This window comes from Hydrogenophaga sp. LT287 (assembly GCF_055702805.1).
On the sequence record NZ_JBVPZC010000012.1, the window covers coordinates 35,719 to 48,600 of the forward strand.

At 64.2% G+C, this 12,882-nt stretch carries 8 protein-coding genes and 1 pseudogene; 5 read left to right on the forward strand and 4 right to left on the reverse strand.

What is annotated here, in order from left to right:
- Window positions 1–192: 192 nt before the first annotated feature.
- Window positions 193–498: an antibiotic biosynthesis monooxygenase family protein gene (locus AC0GNR_RS11030; RefSeq protein ID WP_472901006.1), complete on the forward strand. Its 306-nt coding sequence runs from the start codon at window positions 193–195 to the stop codon at window positions 496–498.
- An 89-nt stretch (window positions 499–587) separates the two neighbouring features.
- A complete protein-coding gene (locus AC0GNR_RS11035; protein ID WP_472901007.1) occupies window positions 588–1,718 on the forward strand; it encodes an ATP-binding protein in 1,131 nt (376 codons plus the stop codon).
- Window positions 1,719–1,737: 19 nt separating this feature from the next.
- On the opposite strand, the gene rocF is transcribed toward AC0GNR_RS11035, so the two are convergent.
- Window positions 1,738–2,655 (reverse strand): arginase, encoded by a 918-nt coding sequence (gene rocF / locus AC0GNR_RS11040; protein WP_472901008.1) that lies wholly within the window; start codon window positions 2,653–2,655, stop codon window positions 1,738–1,740.
- Between the two features lie 134 nt (window positions 2,656–2,789).
- Here rocF and AC0GNR_RS11045 point away from each other — a divergent pair, with 134 nt between their 5' ends.
- Window positions 2,790–3,878, forward strand: coding sequence for a DUF6352 family protein (locus AC0GNR_RS11045; RefSeq protein WP_472901009.1), 1,089 nt, complete (start codon window positions 2,790–2,792; stop codon window positions 3,876–3,878).
- 40 nt (window positions 3,879–3,918) lie between these two features.
- Here AC0GNR_RS11045 and AC0GNR_RS11050 read toward each other — a convergent pair whose 3' ends face one another.
- The 3 genes from AC0GNR_RS11050 to AC0GNR_RS11060 form a co-directional block, all read right to left on the reverse strand.
- On the reverse strand, window positions 3,919–7,242 hold the full coding sequence (locus AC0GNR_RS11050) for a PAS domain-containing protein (RefSeq protein ID WP_472901010.1): 3,324 nt from the start codon (window positions 7,240–7,242) through the stop codon (window positions 3,919–3,921).
- A 142-nt stretch (window positions 7,243–7,384) separates the two neighbouring features.
- Window positions 7,385–10,678 carry a fused isobutyryl-CoA mutase/GTPase IcmF gene (gene icmF / locus AC0GNR_RS11055; protein ID WP_472901011.1) on the reverse strand — a complete coding sequence of 1,098 codons (3,294 nt, stop codon included), beginning with the start codon at window positions 10,676–10,678 and terminating at the stop codon, window positions 7,385–7,387.
- A gap of 50 nt (window positions 10,679–10,728) precedes the next feature.
- Window positions 10,729–11,634 carry a PPK2 family polyphosphate kinase gene (locus tag AC0GNR_RS11060; RefSeq protein ID WP_472901012.1) on the reverse strand — a complete coding sequence of 302 codons (906 nt, stop codon included), beginning with the start codon at window positions 11,632–11,634 and terminating at the stop codon, window positions 10,729–10,731.
- Window positions 11,635–11,899: 265 nt separating this feature from the next.
- On the opposite strand from AC0GNR_RS11060, the gene AC0GNR_RS11065 reads away from it, so the two are divergent.
- Both AC0GNR_RS11065 and AC0GNR_RS11070 read left to right on the forward strand, forming a co-directional pair.
- Window positions 11,900–12,145 (forward strand): metal-sensitive transcriptional regulator, encoded by a 246-nt coding sequence (locus tag AC0GNR_RS11065; RefSeq protein ID WP_304823040.1) that lies wholly within the window; start codon window positions 11,900–11,902, stop codon window positions 12,143–12,145.
- A gap of 40 nt (window positions 12,146–12,185) precedes the next feature.
- A pseudogene (locus AC0GNR_RS11070) lies at window positions 12,186–12,698 on the forward strand (MBL fold metallo-hydrolase); the annotation flags it as partial.
- Between the last annotated feature and the right edge of the window lie 184 nt (window positions 12,699–12,882).

A 12,882-nucleotide genomic window follows, 5' to 3' on the forward strand; every position in this document is an offset into this window, starting at 1 on the left:
CCCCTGAGGGGGCAACACCTGCAGTCCGGCAAAGCCGGCCTTGCGGTGTTTTGGGTTACGCTTCCCTTCCCATCCTCTACCCATTTCTCCCCGACGCGCGTGCCTGAACCAAGGATGCCGTGGAACTGGCTCTGCCAGGCCACAGGCATCGCCCCTGGGGGGTGACGCGAAGCAGCGCGGGGGGAGCACAACATGATTCTCGAACACGCCGACATCCGCATCGATCCCGTCCGCTCAGCCGAATTTGAAGAAGCCATCTTGCGCGGTGCCAGCACGGTGATTGCCCATGCCAAAGGCTTCAGCGGCTACAAAGTCAATCGCAGCATCGAGAGCCCGGGGCGCTACATCCTGATGATTTACTGGGACACGCTGGAAGACCACACCGTGGGCTTTCGCCAGTCGCCGGCGTTTGCCGAATGGCGTGCCATCGTCGGCCCGTTCTTTGCGCATCCGCCGGTGGTGGAGCACCTGGAATTGGTGGGTAAGAGCGGACACTAGGCCCTTCTATTCGCGACTTTTTTGCATTGAATTGCAAAAAAGTCGCGACTAAATGTCAATTCTCTTCACTTTAGACGGAAAATTCCGTCATGAAGCGTTACCTTGATGACCGCGTGCAGGCCGACTTGGCCCGCAAAATGGTGTTCCTGACGGGTCCCCGGCAGGTGGGAAAAACCACGCTCAGCCGCCATTTGGTGGCGCAGCAGGGCGGCCAGTACCTGAATTACGACGTACCAGCCGACCGGGCCATGATCTTGCACCAGCGCTGGAGCCCGCAGGCGCCGCTGCTGGTGCTGGACGAGGTGCACAAGATGCCGGGCTGGAAAAGCTGGCTCAAAGGGGTTTACGACGGCAAGCCCGCCAGCCAACAGTTGCTGGTGACGGGCAGTGCCCGTTTGGACACGTTTCGCCAGAGCGGTGAATCGCTGGCGGGGCGTTTTTTCGGTCTGCGGCTGCACCCTTTGTCGGTACGCGAATGGTGCGAGCAAACCGGCGCCCAGCCCGATGCGGCCCTGACCCACTTGCTGGAGCGCGGCGGTTTTCCCGAGCCGTGCCTGGCGCCCGACAACGAGCAGGCCGAGCGCTGGCGCCGGCAATACTTCGATGGGCTGGTGCGCAACGACGTGCTGGAGTTCTCGCGCATTCAAGAGGTCGGCGCCATTCGCCTGTTTGCCCAGCTGCTGCGCTCACGCGTGGGTTCGCCCTTGTCGCTAGCCAGTATTGCGCGCGACTTGGCGGTGTCACCCGCCACGCTCAAAAAATACCTCGACATTCTGGAGGCGCTCTTCATCGTGTTTGTGGTGCGGCCCTACCACGACAACATCGCCCGCGCTGTGCTGCAGTCACCCAAGGTCTATTTTTATGACACCGGTCTGGTTGAGGGCGATGAAGGCCTGCGCTTTGAAAATCTGGTGGCCACGGCCTTGCTCAAGCAGGTGCAGTGGCAGCACGACGTACAGGGCAAAGAGGCGGGCCTGCACTACATACGCACCAAGGACGGTGCCGAGGTGGACTTTGCGTTGAGCGAAAAAGACCAGCTCACGCAGTTGGTGGAATGCAAGCTGTCGGACGAAAAACCACATCGTGCTTTGCTGCGCTTTGCGCAAGAGCAGGCGCCCGTGCAAGCCGTGCAGGTGGTGCGCAACGCCCGCCACAGCTACGCCCTGGGCAGCATCCAGATCGCCGCTGCACCCGACTACCTGATGGGCCTGGCTGCCTGAAGGCGTGGCGGGCGGTTGCCTACTTCTTGCGCATCAGCGTCGACTTGCCAAACAGGCTTTCGATCAGGTCCACCGCCAGCTCGGCGGTGCGGTTGCGCACATCCAGCGCCGGGTTGAGTTCCATCACGTCCATGCTGGCCATGCGCCCGGTGTCGGCGATCATTTCCATGCACAGCTGCGCCTCGCGGTAGGTAGGTCCGCCGGGCACGGTGGTGCCCACGCCGGGGGCGATCTCGGGGTCGAGAAAGTCGACGTCAAAACTCACATGCAGATGGGTGTTGTCGTCCATCCCCATCAGCGCTTGTTCCATCGTGTGGCGCATGCCCATTTCGTCGATGTAGCGCATGTCAAACACCTCCAGCCCGGCCTCGTGCACTAGGCGTTTTTCACCGGCGTCCACGCTGCGTATGCCGATCTGGCGCACCACGCTGGCTTCAATGGCTGGCGTGTGGCCGCCAATGCCGGTGAGCAGCGCCGGGCCCTGGCCGCACAGCAGCGCCACCGGCATGCCGTGGATGTTGCCACTGGGCGTGAGGGCGGCGGTGTTGAAGTCGGCGTGGGCGTCGAGCCAGAGCACGCGCAGGGTTTTGCCGGTTTCGCGGCAGTGCCGCGCCACCGCGCTGATGGACCCCAGGCCCAGGCAGTGGTCGCCGCCGAGCACGATGGGCATGCGGCCCCGTGCCAGTTCGGCGTGCACCGCATCGTGCAGGGTCTGGTTCCAGGCCGCTACCTCGGCCAAGTGGCGGTAACCTTCGGTGGGGGGCTGCCAGGGATTGGCTGGGCCGCTGAGGTTGCCGCAGTCGGTGACCTGCAGGCCGTGGCTTTCCAGCACCGCCTGGATGCCCGCCACGCGCAGCGCTTCGGGGCCCATGGACGCGCCGCGTGCGCCCGCGCCAATGTCGGTGGGGACGCCAATGAGACTGATGGGGTGTTGCATCGCGCTATTGTGATGCGTGATGCACCCGGCCAACCCAACCCCCCGGCGCGCGCGGTGACTTTCACACGCCGCACGCCCGCTGCACGGGTAACGCACAATCGCTCACGTTTTTCAACCGCAGCCTGCACCCTCCCATGGCCCTGTATCCGTCAGCACTTCCCGTTTGGTCAACCTGTGGCTTTGCGCTGCTGGAACGCACGCCCCGCGGCTGGCTCAGCCCGACCGACGCCTACTGGCGGCTGTGGCTCGCCCGACCCGAGCTGGCTTTGGTGGACGAGTCGTGCCCGGCCGAGCAGGCCTTGCACGCCGCGCTCACCGCATCGCCCACGCGGTCGGTGCCCGCCGCTGAGCTGGAGGCCTTTGACGACGACGACGCCCGCGCCAACCACCGCCTGTTTCTGGCCTTTCGCGACGCTGTGGTGGCCGCTGGCTCGCTGGAGGCGGCTTACGCGGGGTTCTTCAAGGCCGGCGCCATTTCGGTCCCGCCTCTGTTTCTGGACCTGATGGTTCAGGCCATTGTGTGCAACCTGTTGCAGGACGAGCCCGACGCCTGGCAGTGGCGCGCTGCCGAGATGCTGTTTCGCCGCCAGCGCGTGAGCGTGCAAGACGGCCGCGTGCTCAGCGGTGACAGCGAGGTGCTGGACATGACCCACGAGACCGCTGGGCTGGGCTCGGTGGGCCGGTTGCTGATGCAAAGCGGTGCGTCGCTGCCCACGGTGCAAATGGAAGTGCTGGGCGAAGACAGCGCCGGGCGCTACATGAACAGCCTGGCGGGCGCTGGACGGTTCAACTTCTTGCTGGATCTCACGCATGAGATTCAGCGCGAGCTGCCGCACGGGCTGACGCTGACCATGAACCGGGCCCAGTCGGGCTTGAAGGCTCTGGCGCAGGTGCTGGAAAAATGGGTGGGCCATTTTCTGGGTGTGGGCGTGCAGATCCAAGCCGAGTCGCGCATTGAAGACCCTGCCTGGCGCTGGCACCTGGGCCTGGACGCAGAAGCCACCCAATTGCTCAACGACCTGTACGCGGGCCACACCGTGGCGCCCGAGCGCCAGCAGCGGCTGATCAGCCTGTTTCGTTTGCGTTTTGACGACCCGCAGCACATGCGCGCTGACGTGCAGGGCAAGCCGGTGTACCTGGGTTTGGCCATGACGGCCGATGGTCTGCTGAAGCTGAAACCGCAAAACCTGTTGCTCAACCTGCCGTTGTCGCCGGCGGATTGAAGCGGCGCGTGGCGGCCTGCGGTGGGCCGCCACCGCGGCCTCAGCCGCGCGGCAGTTCGATGTGGAAGGTGGTGCCTTCGCCGGGCACGCTGTCGGCCCAGATGCGCCCGCCCATGCGCTCCACCGCCTTGTGCACCATGGCCAGCCCAATGCCGGTGCCGGGAATCTGGTCTTGGCGGTGCAGGCGCTGAAACATGCCGAAGATGCGGTCGTGGTGCTTCATGTCAAAACCCAGCCCCCGGTCTCTCACCCGCAACAGCACGGTGCTTGGCTGTTCGATGGCTTCAATGCGGATCTCGGGTGCCCGCGCAGCGGGCGTGAACTTGATCGCGTTGTCCATCAGGTTGCGTAGCGCCATGGACAGTCCCTTGGGGTCGGCCATGACCTGCAGGCCAGGGGGCACCCCCAGCAGCAGCTGACCCTGGCGAGCTTCCAGGGTGTGGCTGAAGGGTTTGCTTACCTCCATCACCAGTTTGCCCAGGTCCACCGACTCGATCCACTCGGTCATCTGTTCCAGGTGGGCGTAGGCCAGCAAATCGCTGATGAGCTGCGACATGTGCAGGGTGGCGAGCTGGATGCGCTGGAGGTATTCGCGGCCCTGTTCGTCGAGCTTGTCGCCGTGCTCTTCGAGCAGCAGGGCGCTGAAGCCTTCAATGCCACGCAGGGGCGTGCGCAGGTCGTGTGACGCCGAGTAGGTGAAGGTTTCCAGCTCGCGGTTGACCGACTGCAGGCGTTTCACGCTGGCCTCCAACTGAGCGGTGCGCTCTTCCACTTTGTGTTCCAGTTGCTCGGTGAGCTCGTGGATTTTGGTTTCGGCGCCCGCCCGCAGCTTGAGGTTGACCAGCATCTGGGCAAACAGCCGGAGCAGCGTGATCTCTTCCTCGTCGTACTGGTGGAGCTGGCGCACCGAATCCAGGCCCACATAGCCCAGGCAGGTGTCGCCGCTCATCAGGGGCAGCGTCATCAGGCTCTGGATGCCCTGGGGTTGCAGCACCGCCTTGAGCGGGCTCTCGGGCATGGCGGCCACATCGGGCACATGGATCATCTCGCCGCGCTGGTGCGTGGCCACCCAGTCTGGGTCCCAGTCCAGGGGCAGGTTTTGCAGGTTGGGCTTCTCGGGCGCAATGCCCTCGGCGCACCATTCGTGCGAATTCGAACTGGTGCGGGCCACAAAGTCGTAGTCAAACAAATAAGCCCGGTCCGCCGAGACGAAGGTGCCCATGTCATGCAATGCCTGGTCGATGGCTTCGTCCATCTGGTGCATGGGCAGGTTGATGAAGCGGCTGGCCAGGCGCACCAGGATCAGGATGAAGGCGCTCAGGCGTTCGCGTTCATGGGTTGTCACCTGTTGTGCGGTGGTGTCGCGCACCACAAACATGCAGTGCTCGGCCTCGGGCAGCCAGGCCAGGCGGGCATTGAAATGGTGCTCGCCACCGGGCAGCGTGAGCGTGTAGTCCATTTCTTGCAGCCCGTTGTGCCGGGCCCGCTGCATGGCGGCGCTGAATCGGGTTGCCAGCTCAGGGGGCATCACCTCGACAATGGTGCGGCCCAGAAAATCCTCGGGGCGGCGGTAGAGGCGGTCTTCTTTGCCGGCCTGGAAGAAGATGAAGCGCCCCTGCGCGTCGACGACGAACAGCATGTCTTGCAGCACGTCAAAAACCTGTTCCAGCGTGGCGCCGCGTTCGCGGGCGGTTTCCTCGGCCTGTCGCAAATCGGTCACGTCCAGGCAGGAGCCGATGTAGCCGATGAAGCGTTGGTCGGCGTCGTAGCGGGGCTTGCCTTGTTCCAGCAGCCTGCGGTACTCGCCGTTGGGTCGGCGTTCCCGGTACTCGGTGGTGTAAGGCTGGCGCGCATCAAACGCAAGCTCGTAGGTGCGCATGCAAGACGCCCGATCGTCCGGGTGAATGTTCCTCACCCAGCCGTCACCCAGTTCATCTGCCAGGGTGCTGTCTAACAGGTTTAGCCAATGCTGGTTGACCCAGTCGCAGCGTTTGTCGGTGTCGCTGGTCCAGAACAGGGCCGAGGAGGCGTTGGCGACCGTCGCCAGTCGGTTGAGCGTCTCGCGCTGTGCTTCTTCCAGCGCTTTTCGGTCGGTGATGTCGAACACCGTTCCGGCCATGTAGGTCACCTTGCCGTGCGCGTTGCGCAGCCCGCTGCCACTGGTTTCAAACCACCGGTAGTGGCCTTGGGCGTCGCGGGTGCGGAAATCCAGCCGGTAGTCGGCCTCGCCTTTCATGTACCGCTGCAGCGCCGTGCGGATGCGGGGTCTGTCGTCGGGATGAACCAGGTCGGAGAAGCCCTCGACGAAGCGGTCCCGGGGCGGGGGCGGATGGCCCAGCGCTGTAAAAAACTCATCGGTGGGCTGTAGGCCGCCGCGCCCGAAGTCCCATTCCCACACCTGGCCTTGCGCGGCGGCCAGCCGAAAACGCAGCTCGTTGCGCTGCAAGGCACCCAGCGAGCGGTCCAGCCGCCACGCGCCATAAGCCATGGCTGCGGCCACGAGCAGGGTCAGCGCTAGGGCCCAGGGCAGGGTGGCCGTCCATCCGGCTAACACGCTTTGCACCGACAGGGCATACACCACCACCAGACGCTGCGCGCCGTCGCCGAGCTGCTGGTAGCCGACGATGCGGTGAACACCGTCAACAAGGGCGGTGGCCTGGAACACGCCGGCGGGGCCGCGCCGCACCGCTTCGGTCACGTGTCCACGCACGGTAAGACCTTGCTCGCCAGTAACCATGGGGTGGCGCACCAGGATGGTGGTGGCGCCGTCGTCTTCCAGCCGAAACAGGCTCATGCTGCCGCCGGCCGGCAGGCCTTCTGAGGCAAAGCGCTTCAGGATGGCGTCGCGCGAAAGCTGCAGTTCGTAAACCTGCCCGCCGTCAGCTGGTGGCTGGCGCCAGGCTAGCGGCAGGTACCAACCGCCCGCTGCCTGTTGCGGCAGGCCTGGAACCCATTGGCTTGCGGGTAACGGGGTTGAGCCGGGTGTGGCAGGTCCTTTCCGTTCCAATTCAAAGGGCAGGCTCAAGGCCTGGACCAGCGGGTGGTGATCACCCATCAGGTCGGCCGTGGCCAGTGCAGGCGATGCGCTGGCCACTTGGATGCTCGCCTGCGCCAGACGCAGCGACTGGTTCAGTTCGGCCGCGAGGCGCTTGACTTCGCGCTGGGCCTGCGCCTTGGCTTTTTCAAGCACGTCATGGCGCTCCAGCGCGAGCAGCCCGAAAGACAGCAGCACCAGCAAACCAATGGCCACCACCGACAGCACGCGCAGTCCCATGCGCCCAGGTTCGGCGATGGTGTTTTTCGCGGTGGCGGGCGACGGGCTTTTGACAGCGGGTGCCTGGGTGTGGTGGTCGTGCGGCGGCATGCTTTCATGGGGCAGCGCGTTGGTCAAAGCGTTGCCTCTGTGCGCTCAGTCTAGCAGCGCACAGCAGCCTGGAGCCCTGCAGCGTTGCGCGGAAACGGCGCGCGCTGGTGGGCTGTGTACGCCATCCGTCCGCGGCAGTGCCTCACATGTTGCGCCGGTACTGTCCGCCCACCTCAAACAACGCGCTGGTGATCTGGCCCAGCGAGCACACACGCACCGCTTCCATCAGCACCTCGAACACGTTTTTGTTTTCGATCACCGCCTGCTGCAGGCGCTGCAGCATGGCCGGCGCCTGGGCTGCGTGGCGGGTGTGGAAGTCGGCCAGGCGCTGGAGTTGCGACTGCTTTTCTTCTTCGGTCGAACGGGCCAATTCCAGCTTGTCCATCACCGCGTCGCCGTGCGGGTTGCGGAAGGTGTTCACGCCCACGATCGGGTATTCGCCCGTGTGCTTGAGCATCTCGTAGTGCATCGACTCGTCCTGGATCTTGCCGCGCTGGTAGCCAGTTTCCATGGCGCCCAGCACGCCGCCGCGCTCGGCAATCTTCTCAAACTCGGCCAGCACCGCCTCTTCCACCAGCTCGGTCAGGTCGTCAATGATGAACGCGCCCTGGTTGGGGTTTTCGTTTTTGGCCAGGCCCCACTCGCGGTTGATGATGAGCTGGATCGCCATGGCGCGGCGCACCGACTCTTCGGTGGGCGTGGTGATGGCTTCGTCAAACGCGTTGGTGTGCAGGCTGTTGCAGTTGTCGTAAATGGCAATCAGCGCCTGCAGCGTGGTGCGGATGTCGTTGAACTGAATCTCTTGCGCGTGCAGGCTGCGCCCGCTGGTTTGCACGTGGTATTTCAGTTTCTGGCTGCGCTCGTTGGCACCATACCGGTCGCGCATGGCCACCGCCCAGATGCGCCGCGCCACGCGGCCCAGCACGGTGTATTCCGGGTCCATGCCGTTGCTGAAGAAGAACGACAGGTTGGGCGCGAAGTCGTCGATGTGCATGCCGCGCGCCAGGTACGCCTCCACAAACGTGAAGCCGTTGGACAGCGTGAACGCCAGCTGGCTGATGGGGTTAGCGCCGGCTTCGGCAATGTGGTAACCGCTGATGGATACCGAGTAAAAATTGCGCACATCGTGGTGCACGAAATACTCGGCAATGTCGCCCATCACCTTGAGCGAAAACTCGGTGCTGAAGATGCAGGTGTTCTGGCCCTGGTCTTCTTTCAAGATGTCGGCCTGCACCGTGCCGCGCACATTGGCCAGCACCCATTCGCGGATCTTTTGCGCCTCGGTGTCGGTCGGGTCGCGGCCGTTGTCGGCCTTGAACTTTTCCAGGTTCTGGTCAATGGCGGTGTTCATGAACATCGCCAAAATGCTGGGCGCCGGGCCGTTGATGGTCATTGACACGGACGTGGCCGGGTGGCACAGGTCAAAGCCGCCGTAAAGCACCTTCATGTCGTCCAGCGTGGCAATGCTCACGCCCGAGTTGCCCACTTTGCCGTAAATGTCCGGGCGCGGGTCCGGGTCGTTGCCGTACAGCGTGACCGAGTCAAACGCGGTGGACAGGCGCTTGGCCGGTGTGCCTGCGCTCAGCAGCTTGAAGCGGCGGTTGGTGCGAAACGGGTCGCCTTCACCGGCAAACATGCGGGTCGGGTCTTCGCCCTCACGCTTGAAAGCGAAGGTGCCGGCGGTATAGGGGAAGCTGCCGGGCACGTTGTCCAGCATCAGCCACTTCAAAATCTCGCCGTGGTCCTCAAAGGTGGGCAGCGCCACCTTGCGGATGGTGGTGCCGCTGAGCGATTTTGTGGTGAGCGCGGTGCGGATTTCCTTGTCGCGGATCTTCACCACGTACTCGTCGCCTGCGTAGGCTTTTTGCATGTCGGGCCACTGTGTGAGCAGCTTGCGGGCGGCCGGGTCCTGGTCCAGCTCGCGCTGCTGGGCCAGGTCAATCACCGCTTCAGCGGCTTTGGCGCGGGTGGGCTTTTCGACCCGCAGCATCTGCGCGCTGGCGTTGAGCTGCTGAATTTCGCGGGCCAGGCGGGCCTGTTCGCGGGCGCGCTTTTTGTAGCCGCGCACGGTGTCTGAAATTTCGGCCAGGTAGCGCGTGCGCGCGCCCGGCACGATGGGGGTCTGGTTGGTGCTGTGGCGCACGGCCACGCGCGGCAGGCGGCCCTCGGTCAGCGGCAGGCCCAGCTCACCCAGGCGGGTTTTGAGCGCCTGGTACAACGCGGTCACGCCGTCGTCGTTGAAGCGTGCAGCCATGGTGCCAAACACCGGCATTTGCTCGGTGGGCGTGGTCCAGGCTTCCTTGTTGCGCTGCACCTGCTTGGCCACATCGCGCAGCGCGTCGCTGGCGCCCTTGCGGTCAAACTTGTTGATGGCCACGAACTCGGCGAAGTCGAGCATGTCGATCTTTTCCAGCTGGCTGGCCGCGCCAAATTCCGGCGTCATCACGTACATGGGCACGTCCACGTGCGGCACGATGGCTGCGTCGCCCTGGCCAATGCCCGATGTTTCCACCACGATCACGTCAAAGCCCGACACCTTGCAGGCGGCAATCACGTCGGGCAGGGCGGCGCTGATCTCGCTGCCAAAGTCGCGCGTGGCCAGGCTGCGCATGAACACGCGCTGGCCTTTTTGCCAGGGTGCGATGGCATTCATGCGGATGCGGTCGCCCAGCAGCGCGCCACCGCTTTTGCGGCGGCTGGGGTCGATGGAAATGACGGCCACGCGCAGCGCGTCGTCCTGGTCCAGCCGCAGGCGGCGAATGAGTTCGTCGGTCAGGCTGGACTTGCCTGCACCGCCGGTGCCGGTGATGCCCAGCACAGGCACTTTTTTGCTGGCCGCTTCGGTGCGGATGCGCTGCACCAGGGCCGCGTCGGCTTTGTCGTTTTCCAGCGCGGTGACCAGCTGCGCCAGGGCGCGCCAGTGCATTTCGGTCTGGCCTTCAATGGCGCTGGTTTCGGTGGGGGCGAAAGCGCTGATGTCTTTGTCGCAGCGCATCACCATTTCACCGATCATGCCGGCCAGCCCCATTTTCTGGCCGTCTTCGGGGCTGTAAATGCGGGCCACGCCGTAGGCCTGCAGTTCGCGGATTTCGTCGGGCACGATCACGCCGCCACCGCCGCCAAACACCTGAATGTGCTCCCCACCCCGGCTCTTGAGCAGGTCCACCATGTACTTGAAATATTCCACATGGCCGCCTTGGTACGAGCTGATGGCGATGCCCTGGGCGTCTTCCTGCAGCGCCGCGGTCACCACCTCGTCCACCGAGCGGTTGTGGCCCAGGTGGATCACCTCGGCGCCCATGCCTTGCAGAATGCGCCGCATGATGTTGATGGCCGCGTCGTGGCCGTCGAACAGGCTGGCGGCGGTGACGAAGCGCACCTTGTTGGTGGGGCGGTAGTTGGCCAGGGCCTGGTATTCGGCAGACAGGTTGCTCATGGTGTCTCTCTCTTTTTTTGGGTGGGAATACGGTGGGGCTGCGGGATGCGTCAAGGCACGCGCAGGCCGGTGAGGGTGAGGTCTTCGGGCGGGTAGCGCAGGTTCAGCGCTTTCAGGGTGTCGCGCACCAGGGTGGCAATCATCAGGTTGCGGTGGACTTTGGAGTCGGCGGGTACCACCGTCCAGGGCGCCCAGGGCGTGCTGGTTTCGTTGAGCAACACCTCGTAGGCGCGCTGGTAATCGTCCCATTGCTTGCGGTCATCCAGGTCACCTCGGCTGAACTTCCAGTGTTTGTCCGGGTCGTCAATGCGGTCTTGCAGGCGCTGGCGCTGCTCGTCTTTGCTGATGTGCAGCATGCATTTGAGGATCACGGTGCCGGTCTCGGCCAGCATGCGCTCGAAGTCGTTGATGTGGGCCAGGCGCTGGCGGGTTTGTTCCGGGGTGATCCAGCCATTGACCACGGGCACCAGCACGTCTTCGTAGTGGCTGCGGTTGAACACCATGATTTCGCCCGCGCCCGGCACCTTTTGGTGCACGCGCCACAGGTAGTCGTGGGCGCGCTCGGTTTCGGTGGGCGCTTTCCAGCCCACGGTGTGCACGCCCAGCGGGCTGCAGCGCGAGAACACGCCGCGCACGGTGCCATCTTTGCCCGACGTGTCGGTGCCTTGCAGCACCAGCAGCAGCTTGTGGCGCCCGTCGGCATAAAAGAGGTTTTGCAGCCGGTCCAGCTGCTCAGCGATGGTTTGCACGGCGCCCTGGTCGGCCGCTTTGTTGCCGCTGGAAAACGGCTTGGTGGCGGGGTCAAACGACTTGAGGGGCGTGCCCTTGCTGCCATTGCCATTCTTCTCAGCCTGGGGTGCCACTTGCCAGCTGTGCCACAGGCTGCCTTGGGTTGCCCGGATGGCCGCCACAGGAAATGGCAGGGCGGGGCGGTTGGCTTCGCTGGTGTTGGACATGCGTGGCGCTGCGGGTGTGTGGGGAGGAGGCCGAAGGCTAAAGCCCCCGATAGGGGTGTTTTTCGTTGACGTTTACGTAAACGTTAATGGTAACCCGGTTTGGCGAAAAAAGGGGCAATGCGCGCGTGCCACGACGTGCCCACTGTGCACCATCGCGTTCGGAAAAACCACCGCATTAAAATACTTGACGGGGTATGTTTGAGGCAAAAAACTGTGCCAGCCAAAACCGGCCAGAACGTGCAAAACCCCGCAACCAGGAACCACCATGACCACCGTACACGATCCCGAACGCAAACGTGCCCTGGTGCTGCGCCTCAAGCGGGTTGAGGGTCAGTTGCGCGGTATTCAGAAGCTCATTGAAACCGACGCCGACTGCGAGAAAGTGGCGCAGCAGTTGGCCGCGGCCCGCAAAGCGCTGGACAAAACCTTTTTCACCATGGTGGGCTGTGTCATTGCGCAAGGCGACGTGCCGCCCGATGATGTGGCCGACATGCTCGCCCGTTTTTCCTGAGCCTTCACCGAGCTTTTACCGAGACTTTCACGGAGCCGCCATGAACCCCATTCAGCTTTTCGACCCCGCATCCAGCACCTACACCTATGTGCTGTTTGACCAGGCCACACGCGACGCGCTCATCATCGACCCGGTGGACGAGCAGCTTGAGCGCGACCTGGCCACCCTGCGCGAATACGGGCTCAAGCTGGTGTGGGCGGTGGAAACCCACGCCCACGCCGACCACATCACCAGCGCGGGCAAGCTCGCTGAGCTCGCTGGGGCCAAAACGGCAGCCCCCGTGGGGTGCGGTATTGGCACCGCGGGCGTGCAGTTGCAACACGGCGACACGCTGAGCTTTGGCACCCAGACCCTGCTGGCGCTGCACACGCCCGGCCACACCGCGGGCAGCATGAGCTTTGTCTGGCAAACGCCCGACGGGGGCCATGTGTTCACCGGCGACACCTTGCTGATCAACGGGTGCGGCCGCACCGATTTCCAGTCGGGCAGCGCCCACGACCTCTACCACAGCCTCACGGCGGTGCTGTTTGCCCTGCCCGACGCCACCACGGTCTGGCCGGGGCACGACTACCAGGGGCGCACGCACTCCACCATCGGCCAGGAAAAGACCAGCAACGCCCGCGTAGCCGGCAAAACCGAGGCCGAGTTTGTGGCCATCATGGATGCGCTGGGCTTGCCCAAGCCCCGCCGCATTGACGAAGCGGTGCCGGCCAACCTCACATCCGGTATCCGGCACG